Below are 24,397 nucleotides of genomic sequence, written 5' to 3'. Positions count from 1 at the left end.
TGTGAGGCAAAATCTCCGCCTCAGGTCGGGCACAAGCCCGGCCTCTCACGCGTTACGTGCGCTGAGACACCGCATACACCCAGAGGGGGAGAGCGACATGGCAACGGATTACGACACCCCACGCAAGACCGACGACGACGTCAACGAAGACAGCATCGAGGAACTCAAGGCGCGACGTAACGACAAGTCCGCTTCCAACGTCGACGTGGACGAGTTCGAGCAGGCCGAGGGCCTCGAACTGCCCGGCGCCGACCTGTCCAACGAGGAGCTGTCGGTCCGCGTCCTGCCGCGGCAGGCGGACGAGTTCACCTGCATGAGCTGCTTCCTGGTGCACCACCGTTCGCAGCTGGCGGCCGAGAAGAACGGGCACCCGATCTGCCGCGACTGCGCGGCCTGATCAGCTACGCCCCGCCGTGGCGGCAGACGACGCACGTGATGCCGAGCGAGGAGCCCAGGACGAGGGCGCCTCGCTCGCACCGGTGCCCGCGCGCCGCCGCCTGCCGCGCGTCCGGTGGGCGCGCCGGAGCGGCGCCGACGCGGCCGACGGCGACGTCGGTGCCGTAGGAGGGGCGGAACCGGCTGCCGAGGCCGAGCGGGCCGGGAGCGGGGACGTTCCGGAAGCAGCAGACCCCCTCGATCCGGACGCCCCCGACGACCGCTCACGGCGCGGCCGGGTCCGCGCCTTCCTCGGCGTGGTCGCCGACCGCATCGTGCAGACCGCGCCGCGCATCCCGGTGCGCGACCTGGAGACACTGCGCCGCCAGTTCCCGGGCCTCGGCCCGGAGGAGATCGCCGACCGCCTCGTCTCGGGTGCTCTGAAGGGCTCGGCGACGGTCGGCGCCGGGGTGGGCGCGGCCGCGATGATGCCCGTCCCACCGGCGATGCCCACCGAACTCGCCGCCGAGATCGTCGGCGTCGCCTCCATCGAGCTCAAGCTGATCGCCGAACTGCACGAGGTGTACGGCCGCCGTGCCCCCGGCACCCTCCAGCAGCGCACCACCGCCTACCTCCAGGCGTGGACCTCCGAGCGGCGGATCGACCTCACCAAACCCGCGACGGTGAACGCCGCCCTCGGCGTGCAGATGCGCCGCGAACTGCGGCAGCAGCTCCTCAAACGGACGCTGCGCAACCTGCCCAGCCTCACTCCGTTCATGGTGGGTGCGGCCGTGGGTGCGGTGATGAACCGGCGCGACACCGCGAAGCTCGCAGAGCGGGTCCGCACCGACCTCCGACGGGTCGCCGTCCCCTGGCACGAGCTGCCACCGCCGGGTGAACTTCCCCCGCCCGGTGCTCCCGGGCTCCCGCCCGGCCGCTGAGCCCGCCCGCAAGGGTCCCGGGCCCCACGAGTCCCTCAGGGCCCGTCAGCCCTCCGGAGCGCCTGCCCCGGCCGCCTGCAGCGCCACCACCAGCGCCTCGGGCCGACGCGTCGAGACGTACACGTACGGCGTCGGGTCCTCCGGGTCCGTGACCTCCACCCGCACCGCCGTGCGCACGTACCCCCGCAGCAGCATGTGCGCCCGCGGGTCGGCCTTGTACGTGCGCCACGCCTGCGCCTCGTCCGCGTCCAGCGCCCATGCCTCACCCAGCGCGGCGACGGGGATGCGCGCGTCCCCGGCGACCAGTGAGCCGGCGACGACCCGCACCCGGGCCGAGCCGTACGCACTCACCCCGACCGCGGCAGCCGCGCCCGTCACCACCAGCCCGACCAGCATGGCCACCGCCCCCACCGGCAGCAGGATCAGCCCGCTGGACAGCCCGGCCAGCACGGCGATCAGCCACCACGACCGCGGCGCCGTCAGCCGCTCGTCGAACGGCCTGGCCGGCCGTGCGGCCCCCTGCGGGGAGGGTGCGGACGGGGACGACGCCGAGGGGGTGGAAGGCTGCTCCATGCCTCCAGCTTGGCACGGCCGCGCGGAGCCGCCGCCCTCCGCGCCGGTAAGGTCTGCACACGTGAGTGCAGACCGACCCGCCCGAACCTCCCTGACGCCGCCGGACGACGCCGTGACCCCGGTCCGTCACCCCGATGCGCCCGCCCCCGGCGAGGTGCTCGGCTCCCACTACGACCAGTGCTTCGGCTGCGGCGAGAAGCAGCCGCACGGCCTGCACCTGGAGGCCCGCGCGGGGGAGGGCGTGACCGTCACCGCCGAGTTCACCGTCAAGCCCGCCCACCAGGGCGCACCCGGTCTCGCCCACGGCGGGGTGCTCACCACCGCCCTGGACGAGACCCTCGGCTCCCTCAACTGGCTGATGCACGTCATCTCCGTGACGGGCCGTCTGGAGGCCGACTTCGTCCGCCCGGTCCCCGTGGACACGGTGCTGCACCTGGACGCCCGTGCCCTCGCCCGGCACGGCCGCAAGATCTACTGCACGGCCACCGGCCGCATCGGCGGCGCGGACGGGCCGGTCGCCGTCCGCGCGGACGCCGTCTTCGTCGAGGTCAAGGTCGAGCACTTCGTCGACCACGGCCGCGAGGCCGAGATCAAGGCCGCCATGGCCGACCCGGACCAGGTCCGCCGCGCCCGCGCCTTCGAGGTGAACCCGTGAGCCGGCCGCCCGTCGACGTGCTGATCCGCCGCCTCGCCCCCGAGGTGCCGCTCCCCGCCTACGCCCACCCCGGCGACGCCGGCCTCGACCTGGTCACCACCGAGGCCGCCGTGCTCGCCCCCGGCGAACGGACCCTGCTGCCCACCGGGGTTTCCCTCGCGCTGCCCGACGGGTACGCCGCCTTCGTGCACCCCCGATCCGGCCTCGCCGCCCGCTGCGGCCTCTCGCTGCTCAATGCCCCCGGAACCGTGGACGCCGGGTACCGTGGAGAGATCAAGGTGATCGTGGCGAACCTCGACCCGCGCGAGACGGTGCGGTTCGAACGGTTCGACCGCATCGCCCAACTCGTCGTTCAGCAGGTGGAGAAGGTGCGCTTCCACGAGGTGGAGGAGCTGCCGGGCTCGGCACGGGCCGCGGGGGGCTTCGGTTCGACCGGGGGCCACGGCACCGGCACCGCTGCACGCCAAGAAGATTCCGTTGTGGTCGAATCCGGCCTGGACGCCGACCTGAGAGGACAGTGACGTGTTCGGACGTCGTCGCAAGAAGAGCGAAAAGCCTGAGAGGGGCGCCTCGGACGAGTTCGAGACCGAGCAGTCCGACGGTGGCGGGGGCGACGCCACCGGCGCCGACGGCGTGACCGACGCCGAGGCGCAGCGCGTCAAGCTGCCTCCGGCCCCGCGACCGGACGGCCCGTGGGACCTCTCGGAGGTCGGCGAGCCCGGCAAGGGTCGCGTCAATCTCGGCGGCATCTACGTTCCCGGCGTGGAGGGCATGGAACTCCGCGTCGAGGTCGCCGGCGACGCGATCGTCGCGGCCACCGTCGTGCTCCGCGACAGCGCCGTCCAGCTCCAGGCCTTCGCCGCGCCCAAGCGCGAGGGCATCTGGGAGGAGGTCCGCGAGGAGATCGCCGCCGGCATCACCAAGCAGGGCGGCGTCATCGACGAGAAGGAGGGCTCGCTCGGCTGGGAGCTGCGTGCCCAGGTCCCCGTCCAGCTGCCCGACGGCAAGCATGGCGTGCAGGTCGTGCGGTTCATCGGCGTCGACGGCCCGCGCTGGTTCCTGCGCGGCGTGATCTCCGGCCAGGGTGCCGTCCAGCCGGAGCAGGCCGGGCTGCTCGAGTCGATCTTCCGTGACACCGTCGTGGTGCGCGGCGACTCGCCGATGGCCCCGCGCGACCCGATCGTCCTCCAGCTCCCCGAGGACGCCCAGATGGTTCCCGAGGGTGTCCGGCAGGAGACCGTCGAGGAGGGCTCCCGGTTCGCCGGAGGCATCGACAAGCTCCAGCGCGGCCCCGAGATCACCGAGGTCCGCTGACCCCTGCCGCAGCCGCGCACCGCGCGGTACGGTCGTCCCGGCCCCGCCGCCGCGACACGCCTCGGGGCGTCGCGGAGCGGGGCCGGAGGTCCGTAGGAGGGGCCTCCGGGCACGCACGGGGACCAGGGACGCACATGAGCGACGCCGCACCGGCGGAGGCCGGCACCTCGCCGGAGCAGCGGCCCGAGCCGATGGTCGTCGAGGGCCTGCACCGCACGTACGGCAGCGGCGCCACCGCCGTGCACGCGCTGCGCGGCGTCTCGTTCACCGTGCCGCGCGGCCGGCTCACCGCCGTCGGCGGACGCTCCGGATCGGCTAAGACCACTCTCCTCAACCTCGTCGGCGGGCTCGACACCCCCGACGACGGCACGGTCACCGTCGACGGCACCGCCCTCGCCGACCTGACCCGCGAGCAGCTGCTGGAGCTGCGCCGGGACCGCGTCGGCTTCGTCTTCCAGGGCTTCGGCCTGCTCCAGGTGCTCGCCGCGGCCGAGACCGTCGGCGTCCCGCTGCGTCTGCGGCGTGCTCCCACCGCCGAACGCGAGGAGCGCGTCGCGCTGCTGCTCTCCCTCGTCGGCCTCGCCGACCATGCCGCACAGCGTCCCGGTGAACTCTCTGGCGGCCAGCAGCAGCGCGTCGCGCTCGCCCGCGCCCTCGCCAACCGCCCCCGCCTGCTCCTCGCCGACGAGCCCACCGGCCAGCTCGACGCCGACACCGGACTCGCCGTGATGGAACTGCTCCGCGCCGTCGTTCGCAGCGAGGGCATCACCGCCCTGTGGCCACCCGCGACGAGGCGCTCCTTGGTCTCGCCGCCGAGGTACTGGAGCTCACCGACGGCCGGGTCCCGCAGGGCCGGGATCCCTTGCCCGGCGCGGGTACGCTGGCGCTATGAAAGGTGCCACCCGCGACGAGCCCGCCCACGGGCGCTTCCGGCGCTTCCTGGAGCGGCTGTCCTCCTCGGAGGAAGATCTGCGGTCCGCCGAACTGCGCGAGGACACGGCGACCACCGGCTGCACGCGCATCAGCGAGTGCGCGGACCGGCAGTTCGTCCGCGTGACCGGTACACTGCGCACCGTGACGCTGCGGCCACGCGCCGGAGTTCCCACCCTGGAGGCCGAACTCTTCGACGGTTCGGCCGCCCTGGACGTGGTGTGGCTCGGCAGGCGGGCGATCGCGGGTATCGAACCCGGGCGCAAGGTGATCGCCTGGGGCCGGCTGGCGATGAACCGGGGCCGCCCCGTGCTCTTCAACCCCAAGTACGAACTGCGACCCCTCGGACAGGAGTAGCGGGTGACCTCACTCGACAGGGACACCGCCCACCAGAACCGTGAAGGGGTCACGCCCCCGCCCGCTGAGGACGGGACCCCGGCGTCACCCGACGGAGCGACGTACCAGGCCGAGACGCACGCCGCGCTGCTGGAGGCGTTCGGCGGCCTCCGCGGGTTCATCGAGACGACCGTCCCCGGGCTCTGCTTCATCCTGATCTACACGATCAACCGGGACATCCACACCGCGGCCATCGCCGCACTCGTCCTCTCCGCCCTGATGGGCGTCGCACGGCTCCTCGGCCGCAGCACGGTCAAGCATGCCTTCAGCGGCGTCTTCGGCGTCGCGGTGGGCGTAGCCTTCGCCGTCTTCACCGGGGACGCGAAGGACTTCTACCTGCCGGGCATGCTGTACGGGCTCGGCCTCGCGCTGGCCTACCTGATCAGCGCGGCCACCGGCTATCCGCTGCTCGGCATCATCCTGGGGCCGATCTTCAAGGAGAACCTCTCCTGGCGCACCCGTAACCCGGGCCGCAAGCGCGCCTACGTCAAGGCCAGCTACGCCTGGGGCTTCATCTTCCTGACCAAGTCGGCGATCCTCTTCCCCCTGTACTTCTTCGCCGACCCGACCCGCTTCGGCTGGGTCACCGTCGCCCTGAAGATCCCCCCGCTGCTGCTGGCCGTCTACCTCACCTGGATCTTCCTGGCGAAGGCCCCGCCGCCGATCAACGTCCTCGCCGAGATGGAGGCCGAGGAGGAGGCGAAGGCCGCGGAGGCCGCCCCGAAGGCCGACGACACCCCCGCGCCCGAACGCGGCCGTCACCGCGCGTAGGCCCTCCGGGCCGGGCGGCCGACCCGCCCGCCACGGGCCGGGCACAGCCCGGAGGGCGGTGCTCCGCCCGCGACCGCCCCGCACTGTTCGGCGCCTCGGCCCGCCGCAGCAGCGGCGGGTCGAGCGCGTGCCCGACGGCGCCGCCGGGACCCGGCCGGTCGCGGGGGACTGGAGCGCCGACGGGCGCCCCCTCTCCGCCGTCACCGGCTCCCCGCCCACACCGGTCGGCCCGACGTGGCGGCCTGCGGGGTGGTCTCCGGGCGCGCGGGGCCGCAGCGTGAGAGCCACCGGCGTCACCTGCGTTCACCGGGAGTCCTCCGGACACGTGCGGGCGGGGCGGAACCCCGCAGCCGCGAGGCGCCGTACGTCGGCTGCCCCCGGGCGTCAGCCTGACCCGCGGACGGACAGCAGGTCCTCCAGCTGCTCCTCCCGCGCCGGCGCGGCCACGAACAGCAGCTCGTCCCCGGCCTCCAGGGCGTCGTTCGGGTTCGGTGTGAGCACCCGGTTCCCCCGGATGATCGTCACAAGCGCGGTGTCCTGCGGCCAGGCCACGTCGCCGACCCGCGTTCCCGCCAGCGCGGCCTCCGGCGCGAGCGTCAGCTCGACGAGGTTCGCGTCGCCCTGCGAGAAGCGCAGCAGCCGCACCAGGTCGCCGACGCTCACGGCTTCCTCGACCAGCGCCGACATCAGGCGCGGTGTCGACACCGCGACGTCGACGCCCCACGACTCGTTGAAGAGCCACTCGTTCTTCGGGTTGTTGACCCGGGCCACCACCCGCGGCACCCCGTACTCGGTCTTCGCCAGCAGCGAGACCACGAGGTTCACCTTGTCGTCGCCGGTCGCTGCGATCACCACATGGCACCGTTCCAGCGCCGCCTCGTCCAGCGACGTGATCTCGCACGCGTCGGCCAGTAGCCACTCCGCCAGCGGGACGCGCTCGACGGAGATCGCCGACGGCGTCTTGTCGATGAGCAGCACCTCGTGGCCGTTCTCGAGGAGTTCGCCCGCGATGGAGCGGCCGACGGCTCCGGCACCCGCAATCGCCACCCTCATCGCTGCTGCGCCTCCTCGGGGCCCTTCGCGAAGGCCGCTTCCGTCTCGGCGACCTGGTCGGTGCGCATCATCACATGCACCAGGTCACCCTCCTGCAGCACGGTCTGCGACGTCGGCAGCATGGCCTCGCCCAGCCGGGTGAGGAAGGCCACGCGTACGCCCGTCTCCTCCTGGAGCCGGCTGACCCGGTGGCCCACCCACTCCTCGGACGCGTGCACCTCCGCGAGCTGCACGCCGCCGCTGGGGTCGCGCCACAGTGGTTCCGCGCCCGACGGCAGGAGCCGTCGCAGCATCTGGTCGGCGGTCCAGCGCACGGTCGCGACCGTGGGGATGCCGAGCCGCTGGTAGACCTCGGCGCGGCGCGGGTCGTAGATGCGGGCGGCGACGTTCTCCACGCCGAAGTTCTCCCGCGCGACCCGGGCCGAGATGATGTTGGAGTTGTCGCCGCTGCTGACGGCGGCGAACGCGCCGGCCTCCTCGATTCCGGCCTCCCGGAGGGTGTCCTGGTCGAAGCCGAGCCCGGTCACTCGACGCCCGCCGAAGCCGGAGCCCAGCCGACGGAACGCCGTGGGGTCGCGGTCGACCACGGCGACCGTGTGACCCTGCTGTTCCAGGGCCTGTGCGAGCTCGGCGCCTACGCGTCCGCAGCCCATGATCACAATGTGCACGCCCGTCCCTCTCATCCGCTGCAGCGGGCCGTATCAGCATCGCACGACTGCCCGCGTACGATCCTCCCCGTGCCGAAGTTGACCGACCTGCCGAAGCGGATTCTCATCGGGCGGGCCCTGCGCAGCGACCGGCTTGGACAGACCCTCCTGCCCAAGCGCATCGCCCTTCCCGTGTTCGCCTCGGACCCGCTCTCCTCCGTGGCGTACGCGCCCGGCGAAGTGCTGATCATGCTGTCACTCGCCGGGGTCACCGCGTACCACTTCTCGCCGTGGATCACACTGGCGGTTGTCGTACTGATGTTCACCGTCGTGGCGTCGTACCGGCAGAACGTGCGGGCCTACCCCTCCGGCGGTGGCGACTACGAGGTCGCGAACACCAACCTGGGCCGGCGCTCGGGTCTCACCGTGGCGAGCGCGCTGCTGGTCGACTACGTGCTGACGGTCGCGGTGTCGATCTCCTCCGGAGTGGAGAACCTGGGGTCGGCGATCCCCTTCATCGTGGAGCACAAGATCGCCTCCGCCGTGGCGATCATCGCGCTGCTCACCGTGATGAACCTGCGAGGCGTGAAGGAGTCGGGGAGGCTCTTCGCCATCCCCACCTACTGCTTCGTCTTCGGCGTGTTCTGCCTGATCGCGTGGGGCGCGGTCCGTCACTGGATGTTCGGCGACGACCTGCGCGCGCCCAGCGCCGGCTACGAGATCCAGACCGAGCACCCCGGCGGCCTCACCGGCATCGCCCTCGCCTTCCTGCTGCTGCGGGCCTTCTCCTCCGGCTGTGCCGCGCTCACCGGCGTCGAGGCGATCAGCAACGGCGTGCCCGCGTTCCGCAAACCGAAGTCGAGGAACGCGGCCAACACCCTGGCGATGATGGGCGCCATCTCGGTCACCATGTTCTGCGGCATCATCGGCCTCGCCCTGGCGACCGACGTGAAGATGGCGGAGAACCCGGCCACGGAAATCCTCATCGACGGGGCGCCCGCGGGCGAGGACTACACCCAGGACCCGGTGATCACCCAGGTCGCTGCGGGCGTCTTCGGCGACGGCTCGTTCGCGTTCGTCTTCCTCGCCGCCGCCACCGCCCTGGTCCTCTTCCTCGCCGCGAACACCGCCTACAACGGTTTCCCACTGCTCGGCTCGATCCTCGCCCAGGACCGCTACCTGCCCCGCCAGCTCCACACCCGCGGCGACCGGCTGGCCTTCTCCAACGGCATCGTGCTGCTCGCCGGCGCCGCCGCGATACTGGTCGCCGTCTACGACGCCGACTCCACCAAGCTCATCCAGCTCTACATCGTCGGCGTGTTCGTCTCCTTCACCGTCAGCCAGACGGGCATGGTGCGGCACTGGAACCGCCTGCTGTCCGAGAACCCCTCCCGGGCCGCGGCCCGGGCCATGAAGCGTTCCCGCGCCATCAACGCCTTCGGCGCCTTCTTCACCGGCCTGGTGCTGGTCGTCGTCCTCATCACGAAGTTCACCCACGGCGCCTGGGTCTCCCTCGTCGGCATGGCGCTCTTCTACGCCGTGATGACTGCGATCCGCCGCCACTACGACAACGTCTCCGAGGAACTCGTGGTCGAGGAGACCGAGGAGGAGCCCGTGCGTCCCTCCCGGGTGCACTCCATCGTCCTCGTCTCCAAGATCCACAAGCCGACGCTGCGCGCCCTCTCCTACGCCCGCCTCGTCCGCTCCGACACCCTCGAGGCCGTCACCATCAGCGTCGACGAGGAGGAGACCCGCGAGCTGCGCGCCGCGTGGGACCGCCGCGGCATCGACGTACCGCTGAAGATCCTGGAGTCGCCGTACCGCGAGGTGACCCGTCCGGTGATCGACTACGTGAAGCGGCTGCGCCGCGAGTCGCCGCGCGACGTGGTGGCCGTCTACATCCCGGAGTACGTGGTCGGCCACTGGTACGAGCAGCTGCTGCACAACCAGAGCGCGCTGCGCCTCAAGGGCCGCCTGCTCTTCACCCCCGGCGTGATGGTCACCTCGGTGCCGTGGCAGCTGGAGTCCTCGGAGATCGCCAAGCGGCGGGCCCGCAAGTACGCCGACTGGAACGCGCCCGGCGCCGTCCGCCGGGGGCCCGTCCCCGGCGCCCCACCGCGTGGCAACGGCAACGGCCATCGCAACGGCGACGACGGCCGCCCGCCGCGCTGAGCCGCCGCCCACGCCGTCCTCCGGGCGGGAATCCCGTCGCCGGCCCGGCACTAGGGCACGTTTCGAAAGTCCCGCCCGAGGGGCGGCGCCATGCACGCCCATCTGCTGCGTTGTCGGTCGTCAGCGCAGCCCGCTGCGCTTTCCTCCCTCCGCCTTGCATCTGCACGCTCCCCCAGGGCTTCGCCTGGGAGGTGCCCCCACGACGCCGCCCCGCCCGCTCTCCGGGCGGACGGCGCTACTTTCGAAACACGCCCTAGACTGGACGGCTGCCGCCCCAGCAAGCCCGTCAGCACCCGACGCAGTGGAGCCACCCCCTCATGTCCCAGTCCCCGGACGCCCCCGGCGCCGACCGTCCCGTCGATGCCGCCGCCACCGCCTCCGGTGAGGCGTCCCTCGTCGGCCAGGAGCACACCGTGACCGTCGGGCCCGTCGCCCACGGCGGCCACTGCGTCGCCCGCACCGACGAGGGCCAGGTCCTCTTCGTGCGGCACACTCTCCCCGGCGAACGGGTCCGCGTCCGCGTCACCGAGGGCCAGGAGGGCGCCCGCTTCCTCCGCGCCGACGCCGTCGAGGTGCTGGAGGCGTCCAAGGACCGCGTCCCCGCCCCCTGCCCGTTCTCCGGCCCCGGCCGCTGTGGCGGCTGCGACTGGCAGCACGCCAAGCCCGGCGCCCAGCGCCGGCTCAAGGCCGACGTGCTCGCCGAACAGCTCCAGCGCCTCGCCGGCCTCACCGCCGAGGACGTCAACTGGGACGGCACCGTCGAACCCGCCCCCGGCGACAAGGTCCCCGCCGGGGAGGTCCCCGCCTGGCGCACCCGCGTCCAGTACGCGGTCGACGCCGACGGCCACGCCGGTCTGCGCCGGCACCGCTCGCACGAGGTCGAGCGCATCGACCACTGCCTCATCGCCGCCCCCGGCGTCAGCGAACTCGGCGTCGAGAAGCACCTCTGGCCGCAGATCGCCACCGTCGAAGCCACCGCCGCCACCGGCTCCAGCGACCGCCAGGTTCTCCTCACCCCGCGCCCCGGCGGACGTCTCCCGCTCGTCGAACTCGACCGGCCCGTCTCCGTCCTCCGCGTCGGTGAGAAGGACAAGAACGTCCACCGCGTGCACGGCCGCCCGTACGTCCGCGAGCGTGCCGACGACCAGACCTGGCGGATCTCGGCCGGTGGCTTCTGGCAGGTCCACCCGCAGGCCGCTGGGCTCCTTGTCGACACCGTGATGCGCGGCCTCACCCCGCGCAAGGGCGAGACGGCCCTCGACCTCTACTGCGGCGCCGGACTCTTCGCGGGCGCCCTCGCCGACCGCCTCGGCGAACAGGGAGCCGTCCTCGGCATCGAGTCCGGCAAGCGTGCTGCCGAGGACGCCCGCCACAACCTCTCCGGCTTCCCCCGCGTCCGCGTCGAACAGGGCAAGGTCGAAGCCGTTCTCCCGCGCACCGGCATCACCGAGGCCGACCTCGTCGTCCTCGACCCGCCGCGCAGCGGCGCCGGCAAGCAGACCGTCCGGCTCATCGCCGCCCTCGGCCCCCGCCGCATCGCCTACGTCGCCTGCGACCCCGCCGCCCTCGCCCGCGACCTCGCCTACTTCCGCGAGGCCGGCTACGTCCCCCACTTCCTCCGCGCCTTCGACCTCTTCCCGATGACCCACCACATGGAGTCCGTCGCCATCCTCAAGCCTGCTCCGCAGGACGCCTGATCTGCTGTTTTGCCGATGTGCTTTATGTGCGCTGTGCGCGTTACGGGCGATATCTTGACGCTGAAATGACGCTTGCGACGCTCATTGGACGCTCGTTGATCATGGTTCGGGTCGGTCTTGAGCGGCTGCCTGACGGGTTGGTCGACCGTCGCCTGGGCCGGCCGTTGGCCCCCTTGACGCGGCTGGGCGACTGAACCGTTCCGGGTCTGATGGAGGCTCGATTCCCTGAGAGGATCGAGTCATGACCCGTCCGTCCCCCTACCCTCCCGAGCTTCGTGAGCGTGCGGTCCGCATGGTCGCGGAGGTCCGCCCGAACTACCCGACCGAGTGGGCCGCGATAAAAGCGGTCGCCGCAAAGCTCGGAATCGGTGCGGCGGAGACCGTGCGGACCTGGGTCCGGAAAGCCCAGGCCGACGCCGGCCAGCCGCCGGGGGTCACTTCTGAAGAAGCCGCCGAGATCAAGCGCCTCAAGGCCGAGAACGCCGAGCTGAAGAGGGCGAACGAGATCCTCAAGGCCGCATCGGCTTTCTTCGCGCCGAGCTCGACCGGCCACACAGGCGATCGTAGCCTTCATTGACGAGTTCAAGCAGGTGTTCGGTGTCGTGCCGATCTGCCGTGTCCTGACCGGACACGGACTGCAGATCGCAACCAGCACCTACTACGCGGCCAAGAACCGCCCGCCCAGCCCCCGATCCGTCCGGGACACAGAACTGAAGGAGCACATCGGCCGCGTCCACGCCGACAACTACGGCGTCTACGGCATCCGGAGGGTGTGGCGGCAACTGGACCGTGAGGGCGGGCGTGGGGGGCTCAAGTCCCCCCTCGGACACCATCTCTTACGTCTTTTACCTGCGATGTCGCCGACAGCGGTCGTTCTCGTGGCTCACGGCGTGACCGACGCACAAGGGATCTTGTGCGAGGGCGCGTACGTGATCACGTACGGGCCCTCGCGCCTGCCCGTTCCGTTGCAGACGCGCCCGCGCCTTCCCTCGGGGATGGCGGCGAGTCGAGAACTGCGGCGGGACGACACGTGGCAGCCTCCGTCAGGTCCTCTGCACAATTGCTTCCGCGAGGGATGCCCGGCAGTCGCGTCGTTCGGACGTCGCCTGTGGAAGTAGGGCGTCTGGTATGGCGTCGCCGACGGTGCCGAGAGGGACTTCGGCGCTCCTGCCGTCGATGCCCGGCATCGACGGCAGGGCCGTGTGGAGCGGGCGCGCGTCTCCGGTGGGCGACCCTTTCAGAAGCCGGTGACTGTTCCGCTGTGCAGCGGAGTCAGCACGGTGTCCCGAATGCCGGCGTCGACGAAGGTCCGCTCCCACGTGCCCCCGCCCTTCCGGGCCGGGACGAACTGCTGGCCCAGCATGGCCCGGAATTCCTGGTCCGAGTCCTTCAGTTCGAGCAGGCGGCGGTAGCTGTCAAGATTGTCCAGATGCAGCATCCAGTGGATGCGGTCCTGTTGCCCGAAGGTCTCCTCGTACAGGTACGCCGTGACGTCTCCGGTGAGGGCACGGTTGACGTGGCGCGCCCATTCGAAGGCGAAGTGGCGGGCCTCGTTGCGGAACTCGAACTTGGTCTGAGCGGAACGGAGGATGGTGAGGCCGGTGTCGGCGGAGTGGCGCAGCCGGTCGACCGGGAGTCCCGTCTGGTGCAGCGCGGGAGGCACGAAAGTCTCCGGCTCCTCTCCCTCCTCGTCGTCGTGGTGGTCCAAGCCGTGCTGGGGGACGTACACCCGTTCCTGGAAGGACCCCTCGACGTACATGCGTTCCCAGTTGCCCCCGTCGCGTTGGGGCAGGCGGTCGCCCTCCGTGATCTCCTTGAACGAGGCATCGTGGTCCGCCACGTGCAGGAAGCGACGGTAGTCGTTGGGCATCTTCATGTGGATCAGCCAGTGCAGCCGGTCGACGTCGCCCAGGATCTCCTCGAAGACCATGATCGTGGCGACGCCCGCCACCGGCTTGTTGAGGTAGCTCACCAGGTCGCTGGCGAACGCGCGGCCTTCAGCGCGGAACTCGTGCCTGAGCTGACCGGCTCGGTGAATGATGAGTCCGGCGTTGCCGGAGTGCAGCAGTGAGTCGCCAGTATCCGGCATGGTGGCCAGCGCGGGGAGGAAGGTGCTGCCGGTTTCCGGCCGGTCCGACTTCTCAGTCTGGGCCATGGCGAGTCCTTTTCTGGTCTGGACGAGATGGTGGGTGAGACCGGCTTGTAGCGCCCGGCCCACTCCATGCTTCTCGCGGACGGCCGCCCTGGCTGCTCAGATCTGAGCATTTCCGTGCGCATCCGGCGACGCCGCGTCCGGAATATTCCCGTGGGTGCGTGATCGTCCTTGGTACGCCGACGCTCAGCCGGGCTTCCGGCTTGCCCGTGGGGGCGGAAAAGCCGTACGGATCCCGATCCGAGAACGCTCAGGCGGAGGACCGGACGTTCGCCGATTCCTTCTGCGGAGGGAGCGCCGCCATGCGTCTCCCGGCCTCCTCGCGGAGCCAACCCCTGTCGATCTTGCCATTCGCTGTGAGCGGGGGATCGGAGAGCGGCCACAGATGCCGCGGCAGCATGTAGAAGGGAAGGTGCTCGGCCATCTTTTTCAACAGCGCTGCGGTGTCCAGGTCGCTCACGCGGAGGACGAAAGCGGCGAGCAACGTGCCGGAGGGGGCGGGCAGTGCGAGAACCACGGCGTCCAGATCGGGTGCGGCACGCCGCACCGCCTCCTCGACCTCGCCCGGTTCGACGCGGTAACCGTGGACCTTGACTTGGTCGTCCATTCTGCCGAGGTGTACGAGTTCCGCGCCCTCCCACCGCACCCGGTCGCCCGTCCGGTACCAGCGTGCGCCGTCGACTTCCACGAATCGTCCCGCGTCGTTCTCCGGGTCGAGGTACCCGTCGAAGCGTTGCAGTCCGCTGACACACAGCTCACCCGCGACGGCTGAGGCGTCGCCGTGCTCGTCCAGCAGAAGGCAGCCTACGCCGCTGAACGGCCGGCCTATGGGAACGATGCCGTTGCTGTGGTCGGAATCGGCACGGTCCGGGTCCCAGCGGTGGCCTGTGCACGCCACGGTGAGTTCGGTCGGCCCGTACAGGTTGTCGATCACCGTGTTCGGCGCCACCGTCGACCACTGACGTGCGGTCTCCGTCGGCAGGGGTTCGCCGCAGAACACGGTGTAGCGCAGATCGGGAAGGGCTCCGGCAGACACGGTGCCGCGGCTCTGCACCGCTGCGGCGAGGCTCGGCGTCGAGGTCCAGACGGTGACGCCTCGACGTGCCGCGAACCTCTCCGGGGCCAGCGCCTGGACGCGGTTGAGCACGGTGAGACAGGCTCCGCTTCCCCACGCCGCCCAGACTTCGAACATGGAAAGATCGAAGGTCAGTTCGTAGACCTGGCTGAAGACATCCTTGGGTCCCAGCGCGTACCGGGGAAGGGCGGCGCGCAGGAATGCACTGATGTTGCCGTGCCGTACGGGCACGCCCTTCGGGCGGCCAGTGGAGCCGGAAGTGAACAGGACGTACGCGTGCCCGTCTTCCCCACCGCGCTGTGGTTCGGTCCTCTCGCTCCCGTCGGGGACGACCAGCCGCACGCCGGAGGGGGAGTCGGAGCTCGCTGAGGCGGTGAGGCAGACCTGCAGGGGCGCGACCGCGGCCAACGCGCCTATCTGCACGGCGCCGGCCCTGTCGACAACCAGAGCTTCGAGTCCGGCCGCGCGGGCGACTTCGCGATTGCGCTCGAGGGGATGTTCCGGGCTGAGAGGCACGACCGTGCTTCCCGCGTAGAGTCCTGCGAGAAGTCCGATGTAGGCCTCCGGCGTCTTGGAGGCCAGAACGCCGACGCTCCGGGGTGTCCGGCCGCAGCCGGCGAGAAGCGCCCCAGCCCAGTCGCACGACATGCGGTGCAACTCCTCATAGGTCCAGAACGCGTCCCCCAGTCGCAGTGCGACACTTTCCGGGGCTGCAGCGAGTCCGTCCAGAAACCACTCGTGCAGCAAGGTGACCCTCTCCTTGTCCGCCAAGGTGTCCACGGGCGCCCTCATCCGGCGGGCTCGTCGTGGCCGAGGGGTACGAGGGGTAAGAGCATGTCCCAAACCGTGCGCGGCGTGGCGAAGTTGGCCGGGACGACTGCCTCGTCGGGCAGGGTGAGGGCGTACGCTTCCTCGAGATCGGTGATGAGCCCGAAAACTCCCATGGAGTCCAGGCCGTGTGCGGAGAGCAACAGGTCGGGGGTCAGTGGTGTTTCCGTATCCAGATGCGGAAGGTGGTTTCTTACTATGGACTCGAAGCGATGATTCCACATGGCGAATCGAGCTTCCTCTCGGCGTATCCGGATCCAGGTCGGCGGGCGAGTTGGGGGTCAGCTGTGCCGCGTTTCGAGGTACGCTGTAAGTCGCGGTCGGTGGATGATGAAGCGGGACGACGGAGAGATGTCCAGCAGCCCGTGGGCTCGGAAGGTCTTCAGGAAGAATCCGATGCGGGACCGTGTCGTGCCCACCATGCGGGCTAACTCCTCATGAGTCAGGCGCTGTTCGATGCGGGTGTAGACCGGATCGCCGTTTCCGAGTTTGTTGGCCAAGTCGAGCAGTGTGGTGGCCAGGCGCTGTTCGCTGTCCACGGTGGTCAGATTCGTTATGGCCTGTTGTTGCTCGGCCAGCCGGTACGCGAGGTAGGCTACAAAGTCGCCGACGAGTCCCTCGTCGGCGATGGCGCTGAGGAAGCGGGAGTACGGCATCCGCCGCATGACGCTGTCCTGCATCGCGATGGTCGACTCCGATCGAACGTGGCCGAAGACGCTGCCCTGTTCGCCGAACACCTCCCCCGGGCAACATATACGGAGGAGACATTCCTTGCCGTTCCGGGAGAAGGTGACCGTTTTGAGACTTCCACTCTCAAGGAAGTAGATGTTCCGGTCGGGATCGCCGCAGCTGTACGCGCAATCGTTCTTTGCCAGGGTGACGCGTGTGCCGATCCGCGTACGGCATTCCAGGCTTTCTCTGATTCTGCTCATGAAGCTGGTGGGAGATGTCACCGCAGGGCTTGTGGGGGCGTACGAGATGCTCATCTGGCGAGTACTCCTGTGAGGCAGGGAAGCCGGGAGAACCGGCTGCTGTCGGCAGTCGTCCGGATCTGAGCTGAGCGATTCGGGGCAGCGCACGCCCCGGTGAGAGAACGCGGAGAGCACCCCCGTCGCACCGGAGTGGCGGAGACTCGGGCATGCGCACCAGGGGAGCGCCCTGCGTTGCACAGGACGAGCGGCCGGGAGCCTGGGTGCCCGTGGAGGGAGGAGGCGCGCCCCGCAGTCGCCCCTCGCGGTCGGGGAGTCAGATGGGGCTCAGGATTTCACCGCTCGCAGCGTCAAGTATGCGCAGCGCTTCCATCGGGCATGACTCGACCGCGTCCCACACCTCCTGGTCCGGGGGCGACTCCTCGGGAGTGGGGACCGAGCGGCCATCGATGACCCGAAAGCGGTGCGGAGCGATACCGGCACAGATTCCGGTGCCCATGCACGCGCCGTGATCGGCTTGCACGCGCCAACGGGAGCCAGTGGTCATCGAATCCTCACCATGCGATCGGCAGTCGTCGAGGGCCTCGGAAGAGACCCCCCCTTTTCCACTCGACCTCTTCCGGTGCTACAGCGAGGCGTATTCCCGGGAAGCGTTCCAGGAGCGCCCCCAGAGCTACTCGCAGTTCGAGGCGGGCCAGTTGGGCCCCCAGGCAATAGTGCGCTCCGTGTCCGAAGGCCAAGTGTGGATTCGTCTCCCGCGTCACGTCCAGGCGGTCGGGATCGGTGAACACGCGGGGGTCTCGGTTGGCGTTGACCGCGGCGGCCATGACGCCTTCGCCCGCTCGGACCGTGCCCCCGCTCAAAGCGACGTCCTCGGTCGCGATCCGGGCATTACCGATACCGTTGCCCAGCGGCACGAAACGCAGCAGTTCCTCCACCGCTCGCGGAAGGAGATCAGGGTTCTCGCCAAGGAGCGCCCGCTGGCTGTCATGGGTGAGGAGGACGTACACCATGTTCGCCAGTTGATGGGCCGAGGTCTCGTGCCCCGCCACCAGCAACGTGACACCGAAGGTGATCAGCTCCTCCTCGGTCAGCCGATCCCCCTCGTCCCTGGCCGCCACCAGGTCGCCCAGCAGGTCGTCGTGGGGCTCGGCCCGACGAGCAGCGACGAGATCCCCCAGATAGCGGCGGATGGCGGCATCGGCCTCCTCGGCTTCCTCCCTGGAGTAGGTGGTGGTCGACATGATCACCTCCGACCAGTGCTGGAAGCTGGCGCGGTCGTCGTACGGCACGCCAAGCAGGCGGCATATCACCGCGATGGTGAACTGCTCGGCGAGGTCCTTCACGACGTCGGCGGGCGGCCCCTTGCGTTCCGCGGCATCGAGCAGGGAGGAGAAGAGTTCCTCGAGCCAAGGCTGCAACGCGGCCATACTGCGCGCGGTGAAAGCCTTGGACAGCAGACGGCGCAGGCGAGTGTGCTCGGGCGGGTCCATGCTGAGAATCGTGTCCCCTCGGCGTGCCAGGGGCGTGGTACGAGGGGTGTCCTCTCCGATCGACGCACGGCTGAAACGCGGGTCGGAGTTGGCGCTCTTCACGTCCTCGTAGCGGGTGACCAGCCAGCCGTCGCCGCCGTACGGGAGACGCAGTCGGGCTAGCGGTTCCGTTTCGCGGAGTTCGGTGAGACGGGGGTGGATGTCCAGCCCGTCCACCTCTCCTTCGAAGGGGTAGGTGTGGACCCGTTCCGAACTCGTCATGCCGTTCGAACTCCTCACGCCCTTGACAGCAGGGAACGCGTTGACCGGTGGGACTCCTGGCCACGCGAGACTGGCGGACCGGGGAAGCTTTGGTCTGCTCACTCTTGAACAACCATTCGTACACGGAGAGTGTGATCGTGTGAACCCCAAGGCGGGCCATGTCGTGAGATGGGTCACGACCGGAGTCTGCGGCCTTCGGGGGCAACTGCCCCGTCCGGGGCGCGGATGGTTGCCGCCAGGTTGACTGGCCGACCCGTGTCGACCGGCCCACCGGCCCCATCCTCGGCCTGCCTGCCTGCCTGCCTGCCCGTCACCGGCCGCTGTCGCCCGTCCCTCGGCACAGCCGCCGCTTCGGCCCGACGCCATGGGGCGCCCTGTCGGGCCGTGCGCGATTTCCGGGAGAAGAGCGAGGCGCGCCGCTCAATTCTGGGCAGTGCGGCGCCGGGGCAGGGCTGGAGGCTGGCCGACAGACCTCCGACACCACAGGGACGGCCCGCGTTGGATGCCATCGAAAGATTCCTGCCGCTCCTCGACGCGGTACACGACACGGTCGTCGAGGTTCGGGCCCGTTCCACGGACTACCTCGGCCGACACCCGCTGACCGTGCCAGAGGTCCTTCTGGAGAGGGCCACGGGCCCCGGAAACGGGGGAGCTGCGCACTTGGCCGCCCGCCTCGGGCGGGCTTACGGGGTGACCGTCCGCCCGACCCAGGACGAGCACGGCCCCACCGTCGTCGACCGCCTGCTGGAGCACCGGGCGTCCCGCGGATCCTCCCACCGCGGCGTCACGCACCCAGCCGGCCCGGGCGCCGTCCCGTGGTCGGGAACCGACGCCCTGATCGAAGCCGCCCGTCGTCGGCAGAACGAGTCGGACCGACTGCTGGACACCCAGGCGGCGCACGTCGCCCAGGAACCGCTGCGGCGGGTTGGAGTCATGGGGGGCGTCCTGACGTACCATGCGGCGGGCGAACCGGACCCCTCGCGCGCGCCCGTCGTCGTCCTCAACGCACTCGGCATGGGGCTCGGCCCGTGGCACCGGCTCATCGCGGTCCTCGCGCACGACCACCGCGTCCTCGCCTGGAGCCCTCGTGGCTGCGCCCCGGGAGAGCGTCCACTGCGTCTGAACGATCACGTGGCCGACCTGGTGGCCGTGCTGCACGCCGAGGGTGTCCGCGACTGCCACCTGCTGGCCTGGTGCACGGGTCCCAAGGTGGCTTTGGAATTCCACCGGCGTGCACCCGCAGCCGTACGGTCCATGGCGTTCCTCCACGGGTCCTTCCGCGTGCTCGACCGCCCCGACGACCCGGACACCGCGTATGAACGGAACCTGGAGTCGATGTGCTGGTCGGTCGCCCGCCGGCCCGCGCTCGCGGAGGCGATGCGGCGGATGCTGGCCGGCGACCTGGAAAAACCCCCGGACGCCGCCGCTTCGGACGCGGCCGCCTGTGCCCGGCATGTCCTGTCGGCTCCGTCCCGCGCGCTGGCGGAGGAGGCGCGACGACCCTTCTCGAGTGCCCCGGTCCTCCGTGCGTACGCGCGTCAGCTCCTCGACTTCTGGACGTGTGATCCACTGCCGCACGCCCCACGGGTCACGGTCCCCGTCCTCGCAGTCACCGGTGCACTCGACCGGACCGCGTCCCCGGACCGGCTCGTACGGGACGTCCGCCGGTTCCCCGGCGGTCGTCATGTACAGCTGTTGGCAGCGGGACACCATGTGGTGCACGACCGGCCGCACGAACTCGCAGAACTCCTCGGCACGTTCTTCGCACGGTCCTCGAACGCGGAGCCGGCCGCGGAGCCCGGGCTCGGGTCATAGGGGCCGATCGCCTGCGCCCCGGGCCGGAGCCCCCGCTCAATTGTGAGCGGCACTGCGCAGGTCGGCCCGCTAAGGTCCGACGGCGAAGGACCTGGAGCCTTCGGCGAACCGCGGCCCTGCACGTCCTCACGACTGGAGCATCCCGTGGATCCCTCCGCCCTCCCCGAACCGCCGCCCGAACGGACCGGCACCGCGCTGCGGGTGACGCGTGAGTCGGCCGTCCTGCGCGTCACCCTGAACAGGCCAGAACGCCAGAACAGTCTTGACGGCGCAGTTGTGGACGAACTCGGGCACGCCCTGACCCGGGCGGAGTCCGACCCGGACTGCGTGATGATGGCGCTCGAGGGCGCGGGCGGAATCTTCAGCACCGGCCTGGACTTCTCCAGCGCGGCCGCCGAGGTGTCCGGCGGCGCCTCGATGGCGGCCGGGGGCGAGGCGTTCCTGAACCTGATGCGCCGCTTCACCACCGCTCGGGTGGTGGTCGTCTCCTGTGTGGATGGCCGGGCGGCAGGTGGCGGGGTCGGTCTGGCCGCGGCCAGCGACTTCGTCTTCGCGACCGGACGCAGCCGGTTCAGCCTACCCGAGGCGCTGTGGGGCCTGCTGCCCTGCTGTGTCCTGCCCTTCCTGGTCAAGCGCACCGGTCTGCAACGGGCGCACACGATGGCGCTCGGCACTCAGCCCGTCTCGGCGCGTGAGGCGGAGCGCTGGGGCCTGGTCGACGAGGTGGTGGACGACCCGGAGCACGCTCTCCAGCGTTTACTCGTCAGGACGACCCGGATCGACCCCGTCACTGTGGGAGAGCTCAAGGCGTATATGCGGGCCCTGAGGCCCGACACCGAGGAGACCGAGGAGCACGCGCTGCGGGAATTCACACGGCTGATGAGCTCACCCGTCGTCCGCCGGCGGGTCGGGAGCCTGGCCACCGCCGGCAGGCTCCCCTGGGAAGTGCGTCCCGACGAGGGCGGGGGCCGAAACTGATGACGGTACTGGTCTTTCCCGGGCAGGGCTCCCAGCGCAGGGGCATGGGAGGGGACCTGTTCGCTCGCTTCCCCGAGTTGACGGCCGCGGCTGACGCCGTCGTCGGACACTCGATCGAGGAACTGTGCCGCACTGGCGGCGACGGAAACCTCGACCGCACGGAGTACGCGCAGCCCGCCCTGTTCGTGGTGAACGCGCTCTCCCACCTCGCACGGGACCCGGCGCTCCCCGCCCCCCGGTATCTGGCCGGACACAGCCTGGGCGAGTACAACGCGCTGCTCGCCGCTGGTGTCTTCGATTTCGCCACCGGAGTGCGACTGGTCCACCGCCGCGGCGAGCTCATGGGTCAGGCCGCGGCCGGTGGGATGCTGGCCGTCCTGGGAGTATCCGGTGAAAGTGTGTCAGCGCTGACGAACGGCGCGGACCGTGGACTGGTGGACGTGGCCAACCTCAACTCCGCCTCGCAAGCCGTGCTGTCGGGGCCGACGGACGTACTGCGTGACGTGGCGAGAGAGCTGTCGCGTCACGACGGCGTGCGCAGCGTCCCGCTCAGGGTCAGCGCGGCCTTCCACTCGCGGTACATGAAGGAGGCCGCGGACGAGTTCGCGGAGTACCTGCGCGAGTTCTCGTTCGCCGACCCCCGCATCCCCGTACTCGCCAACGTCACCGCCGCCCCCTACGGGGCCGGCCAGGTGGCCGAACTGCTCGCTCGTCAGATGCACCAGCCCGTGCAGTGGCACCGGACCATGCGGTACCTGGTCGACCACGGGGTCGAGGATCTGGAGGAGACCGGTCCGGGACGCGTGCTGAGCGGCCTGTGGGCCGACGCCAAGAAAAAGTCCGCCACGGAGCCAGCCGGCGGTGCCGCGGGGACCGACGGGGTGTCCGGGTATGGGCGACCGCCGTCGGCCGAACCCGCCCCCGGTCCTGTGGGAGGCGAAGGACACCGCCTCGTCCGAGCAGGTGAGCTGGGGTGCCCGGAGTTCCGCCGCGATCACGGACTCCGTTACTCCTACCTCGCGGGGGCGATGTTCCGCGGCATCGCCTCGGCGGACTTGGTGATCAGACTGGGGCAGAGCGGGCTGAAAGGCTTTTTCGGGGCGGGCGGTCTGGACCTCGGCACGGTCGAGAAGGAACTGCTGCGCATACAGGGTGCGCTGGGTACGGGTGACCGGTTCGGCATGAATCTGCTGCACTCGATCGACGACCCCGGGTACGAGAACGCCGTCATCGACCTATACCTTCGGCACGGCGTCCGTACCGTCGAGGCCGCAGGGTTCACCCAACTTACTCCCGCCGCCGTCCGCTTCCGCTTCGCGGGCGCTCACCGGGATGCGCAGGGCGCGCCCCTGGCGCCGAACCAGGTGATCGCCAAGGTCTCCCGCCCCGAGGTGGCGGAAGCGTTCATGTCGCCCGCCCCGGCGGCGCTGGTGGACCGCCTCGTCGCAGAGGAACTCCTCACTCCCGAGGAGGCAAGGATCGCCACCGAGTTGCCCGTGAGCGGGGACATCTGCGTCGAAGCCGACTCCGGGGGGCACACCGACGGCGGCGCCGCCTTCACCCTGCTGCCGGCCATGCTCTGGCACCGGGACGCCGCCATGGAACGCCACGGCTACCGCAAACGTATCCGGGTGGGAGCGGCCGGAGGCATCGGAGCACCGTCGACCGTGGCGGCGGCCTTCGTCCTTGGCGCGGACTTCGTCCTGACGGGAAGCGTCAACCAGTGCTCCGTCGAGGCAGGGACGTCCGATGCCGTGAAGGACCTGCTCGCGGGGCTCGACGTCCAGGACACCGCGTACGCCCCCGCCGGCGACATGTTCGAGTTGGGCGCCCGGGTGCAGGTGGTCCGAAAGGCCACCATGTTCGCAGCCCGGGGCAACAAGCTGTACCAGCTCTACCGCCAGTACGACGCCTGGGAGTCGATCGACGAGACGACGCGCCGCGTGGTGGAAGAGACCTACTTCCAGCGTCCGTTCGCTCAGGTGTGGGAGGAAGCTCGCGCCCACCACCTGGCCCGGGGCCGCGGCAGGGAGATCGAAAAGGCGGAACGCTCGCCCAAGCAGCGCATGGCCCTGACCTTCCGCTGGTACTTCGCGCGCAGCGTCACCTGGGCGTTGGAGGGCGACCCGGCCCAGCGGGTGAACTTTCAGATCCAGTGCGGGCCCGCCATCGGTGCGTTCAACCACCACGTCCGCGGTACGCCGATGGAGGACTGGCGGGACCGGCATGTGGACGCGATCGCCGAAGCACTGATGACCGGCGCCGCCGAGGTGCTGGGCAGGCGCTTCGCCCGCCTGGTGCACACGTGATGTCCGGCGGAGCCCGACCGGGCACGCGCCGATCGAGGACCGAGACCGAGGAGTGAAGATGACCGTGAGCCCGGCTCCCGTGCACGCGCACCGGCAGACGTCGGTGAGCGCGGAGACGCTGCTGCACTCGACCAACGCGGGCGTGGTGGTGAAGCGGACCGCTCAGCTGAAGCAGGCCCACCGGGCGGAGGGGCGCCGTATCGCGCTGCTTCAGGCCGAGTTTCTCAACACGAAGTACGCCGGTGAGGTGACGGTGTTCGTCTTGGAAGAGGCTTTCGGGCGGCGGGACCGTCTGCACTGGATGATCCACCTGCGGTCCCTCGCCGGCTTCAGGGCCGTTTCCGCACTCTTGGACGGCGACGAGGGCCCGGCGGCGGAGACCGACTGGCAGGGCATGTTCACCGACGGGTCCTTCGAGGAGACGGCACTCATCCCGCAGGGGTGGGGTATGTACGGGACCGACGAGGTGCTGCCCGACGGCACGCGGATCGCGGACGCCACTCCGGGCCTGCGGGTGCCCCCGGCGCAGGAGCAGACCGCCGTGGCCCCGCGGGACACGGTGCACTCGGCGAACGCCGGTCTGATCATCCACCGGGTGGCTCAGCCCCGCTACGCTTTTCGCGCGGAGGCGCGGATGTTTGCCCGCCGCATCACGGAGTCCATCAACACCCGGCTGCCCGGCATCGCCTCTTCTTTCCTGTACGAGGAGGCTTTCGGCCCGGCCGACCGTACGCACTGGCTGATCCACATGCATTCGGAGAACGCGTACTACGACCTCATCGACATGCACATGCGCATGGATGACGAGGTCCGAGACATCTACCTCGACGAAATCATCGCGCCCGAGAAGGGCGGCGGCACCTGGAACCGCATCTTCGTGGACGGCAGCATGGGCGACGTGGCCTGCGCGCCCCTCCCTCCGCTGAGCTGACCCCGTCTCGACTCTCTTACGGAACCCGTCTTTTGCTCACTTCTGAGCGAATAGACGGGTTTTGTCTTTCTATGCTGCTTGCGTCGGAGCAAGGCAGACACT

General features: G+C 70.4%; 22 protein-coding genes and 2 pseudogenes. 15 read left to right on the top strand and 9 right to left on the bottom strand.

Features of this window, described 5'->3' with window-relative positions:
• The first annotated feature begins 97 nt into the window (after window positions 1-97).
• Window positions 98-397, top strand: a complete 300-nt coding sequence (locus E4198_RS04635) for a DUF4193 domain-containing protein (protein ID WP_023528427.1) — start codon at window positions 98-100, stop codon at window positions 395-397.
• Window positions 398-413: 16 nt separating this feature from the next.
• Window positions 414-1,316: an EcsC family protein gene (locus E4198_RS04630; RefSeq protein ID WP_247597557.1), complete on the top strand. Its 903-nt coding sequence runs from the start codon at window positions 414-416 to the stop codon at window positions 1,314-1,316.
• 45 nt (window positions 1,317-1,361) lie between these two features.
• Here the strand turns inward: E4198_RS04630 and E4198_RS04625 are convergent, their stop codons facing one another.
• Window positions 1,362-1,889 carry a DUF3093 domain-containing protein gene (locus tag E4198_RS04625; protein ID WP_136182037.1) on the bottom strand — a complete coding sequence of 176 codons (528 nt, stop codon included), beginning with the start codon at window positions 1,887-1,889 and terminating at the stop codon, window positions 1,362-1,364.
• Window positions 1,890-1,950: 61 nt separating this feature from the next.
• Here E4198_RS04625 and E4198_RS04620 point away from each other — a divergent pair, with 61 nt between their 5' ends.
• The 6 genes and pseudogenes from E4198_RS04620 (at window position 1,951) to E4198_RS04595 (ending at window position 5,955) form a co-directional block, all read left to right on the top strand.
• Window positions 1,951-2,544 carry a PaaI family thioesterase gene (locus tag E4198_RS04620; protein WP_247597556.1) on the top strand — a complete coding sequence of 198 codons (594 nt, stop codon included), beginning with the start codon at window positions 1,951-1,953 and terminating at the stop codon, window positions 2,542-2,544.
• Window positions 2,541-3,065, top strand: coding sequence for a dUTP diphosphatase (dut, locus tag E4198_RS04615; RefSeq protein ID WP_136182035.1), 525 nt, complete (start codon window positions 2,541-2,543; stop codon window positions 3,063-3,065). The genes E4198_RS04620 and dut overlap by 4 nt, the downstream gene beginning before the upstream one ends.
• A 1-nt stretch (window position 3,066) precedes the next feature.
• On the top strand, window positions 3,067-3,858 hold the full coding sequence (locus E4198_RS04610) for a DUF3710 domain-containing protein (protein ID WP_136182034.1): 792 nt from the start codon (window positions 3,067-3,069) through the stop codon (window positions 3,856-3,858).
• Between the two features lie 134 nt (window positions 3,859-3,992).
• A pseudogene (locus E4198_RS04605) lies at window positions 3,993-4,750 on the top strand (ABC transporter ATP-binding protein).
• On the top strand, window positions 4,747-5,145 hold the full coding sequence (locus E4198_RS04600; protein WP_136182033.1) for an OB-fold nucleic acid binding domain-containing protein: 399 nt from the start codon (window positions 4,747-4,749) through the stop codon (window positions 5,143-5,145). The pseudogene E4198_RS04605 and the gene E4198_RS04600 overlap by 4 nt, the downstream one beginning before the upstream one ends.
• 3 nt (window positions 5,146-5,148) lie before the next feature.
• Window positions 5,149-5,955 carry a DUF3159 domain-containing protein gene (locus tag E4198_RS04595; protein ID WP_136182032.1) on the top strand — a complete coding sequence of 269 codons (807 nt, stop codon included), beginning with the start codon at window positions 5,149-5,151 and terminating at the stop codon, window positions 5,953-5,955.
• Between the two features lie 384 nt (window positions 5,956-6,339).
• Here E4198_RS04595 and E4198_RS04590 read toward each other — a convergent pair whose 3' ends face one another.
• A complete protein-coding gene (locus E4198_RS04590) occupies window positions 6,340-7,008 on the bottom strand; it encodes a TrkA family potassium uptake protein (RefSeq protein ID WP_027763173.1) in 669 nt (222 codons plus the stop codon).
• The gene (locus E4198_RS04585; protein ID WP_027763174.1) at window positions 7,005-7,676 is read right to left on the bottom strand and encodes a TrkA family potassium uptake protein; all 672 of its coding nucleotides are present in this window, start codon (window positions 7,674-7,676) and stop codon (window positions 7,005-7,007) included. The genes E4198_RS04590 and E4198_RS04585 overlap by 4 nt, the downstream gene beginning before the upstream one ends.
• 69 nt (window positions 7,677-7,745) lie before the next feature.
• Between E4198_RS04585 and E4198_RS04580 the strand changes: the two genes are divergently transcribed.
• The 3 genes and pseudogenes from E4198_RS04580 to E4198_RS04565 all read left to right on the top strand — a co-directional run.
• Window positions 7,746-9,827 (top strand): APC family permease, encoded by a 2,082-nt coding sequence (locus tag E4198_RS04580; RefSeq protein WP_136182031.1) that lies wholly within the window; start codon window positions 7,746-7,748, stop codon window positions 9,825-9,827.
• A gap of 317 nt (window positions 9,828-10,144) precedes the next feature.
• A complete protein-coding gene (locus E4198_RS04570; protein ID WP_136182030.1) occupies window positions 10,145-11,524 on the top strand; it encodes a class I SAM-dependent RNA methyltransferase in 1,380 nt (459 codons plus the stop codon).
• 241 nt (window positions 11,525-11,765) lie between these two features.
• A pseudogene (locus E4198_RS04565) lies at window positions 11,766-12,321 on the top strand (transposase); the annotation flags it as partial.
• A gap of 440 nt (window positions 12,322-12,761) precedes the next feature.
• On the opposite strand, the gene E4198_RS04560 reads toward E4198_RS04565, so the two are convergent.
• The 6 genes from E4198_RS04560 to E4198_RS04535 all read right to left on the bottom strand — a co-directional run bounded on the left by E4198_RS04560 (window position 12,762) and on the right by E4198_RS04535 (window position 18,262).
• Window positions 12,762-13,679, bottom strand: a complete 918-nt coding sequence (locus tag E4198_RS04560) for a DUF6039 family protein (RefSeq protein WP_136182028.1) — start codon at window positions 13,677-13,679, stop codon at window positions 12,762-12,764.
• 247 nt (window positions 13,680-13,926) lie between these two features.
• Window positions 13,927-15,531, bottom strand: a complete 1,605-nt coding sequence (locus tag E4198_RS04555) for an amino acid adenylation domain-containing protein (RefSeq protein WP_168711370.1) — start codon at window positions 15,529-15,531, stop codon at window positions 13,927-13,929.
• A gap of 8 nt (window positions 15,532-15,539) precedes the next feature.
• The gene (locus tag E4198_RS04550; RefSeq protein ID WP_247597555.1) at window positions 15,540-15,722 is read right to left on the bottom strand and encodes an acyl carrier protein; all 183 of its coding nucleotides are present in this window, start codon (window positions 15,720-15,722) and stop codon (window positions 15,540-15,542) included.
• Between the two features lie 138 nt (window positions 15,723-15,860).
• On the bottom strand, window positions 15,861-16,565 hold the full coding sequence (locus tag E4198_RS04545) for a Crp/Fnr family transcriptional regulator (protein WP_136182025.1): 705 nt from the start codon (window positions 16,563-16,565) through the stop codon (window positions 15,861-15,863).
• A 259-nt stretch (window positions 16,566-16,824) separates the two neighbouring features.
• Entirely contained in the window at window positions 16,825-17,055 is a 231-nt protein-coding gene (locus E4198_RS04540) for a ferredoxin (protein WP_136182024.1), read from the bottom strand.
• A gap of 7 nt (window positions 17,056-17,062) precedes the next feature.
• Window positions 17,063-18,262 carry a cytochrome P450 gene (locus E4198_RS04535; RefSeq protein ID WP_136182023.1) on the bottom strand — a complete coding sequence of 400 codons (1,200 nt, stop codon included), beginning with the start codon at window positions 18,260-18,262 and terminating at the stop codon, window positions 17,063-17,065.
• Window positions 18,263-18,922: 660 nt separating this feature from the next.
• Between E4198_RS04535 and E4198_RS04530 the strand changes: the two genes are divergently transcribed.
• From E4198_RS04530 to E4198_RS04515, 4 genes are all read left to right on the top strand, one after another.
• Window positions 18,923-20,077, top strand: coding sequence for an alpha/beta hydrolase (locus E4198_RS04530; RefSeq protein ID WP_168711369.1), 1,155 nt, complete (start codon window positions 18,923-18,925; stop codon window positions 20,075-20,077).
• A 144-nt stretch (window positions 20,078-20,221) separates the two neighbouring features.
• A complete protein-coding gene (locus E4198_RS04525) occupies window positions 20,222-21,055 on the top strand; it encodes an enoyl-CoA hydratase-related protein (RefSeq protein WP_210732778.1) in 834 nt (277 codons plus the stop codon).
• Window positions 21,055-23,364: an ACP S-malonyltransferase gene (gene fabD, locus E4198_RS04520; RefSeq protein WP_136182021.1), complete on the top strand. Its 2,310-nt coding sequence runs from the start codon at window positions 21,055-21,057 to the stop codon at window positions 23,362-23,364. The genes E4198_RS04525 and fabD overlap by 1 nt, the downstream gene beginning before the upstream one ends.
• Before the next feature lie 58 nt (window positions 23,365-23,422).
• Complete coding sequence (locus E4198_RS04515) at window positions 23,423-24,295, top strand: DUF6039 family protein (protein ID WP_136182020.1); 873 nt, start codon at window positions 23,423-23,425, stop codon at window positions 24,293-24,295.
• Window positions 24,296-24,397: the final 102 nt, after the last annotated feature.

It is taken from the genome of Streptomyces sp. RKND-216, from assembly GCF_004795255.1.
Lineage (GTDB): Bacteria > Actinomycetota > Actinomycetes > Streptomycetales > Streptomycetaceae > Streptomyces > Streptomyces hazeniae.
The sequence above is the reverse complement of the archived record's forward strand: the minus strand, read 5'-3'. Positions and strand labels throughout refer to the sequence as shown.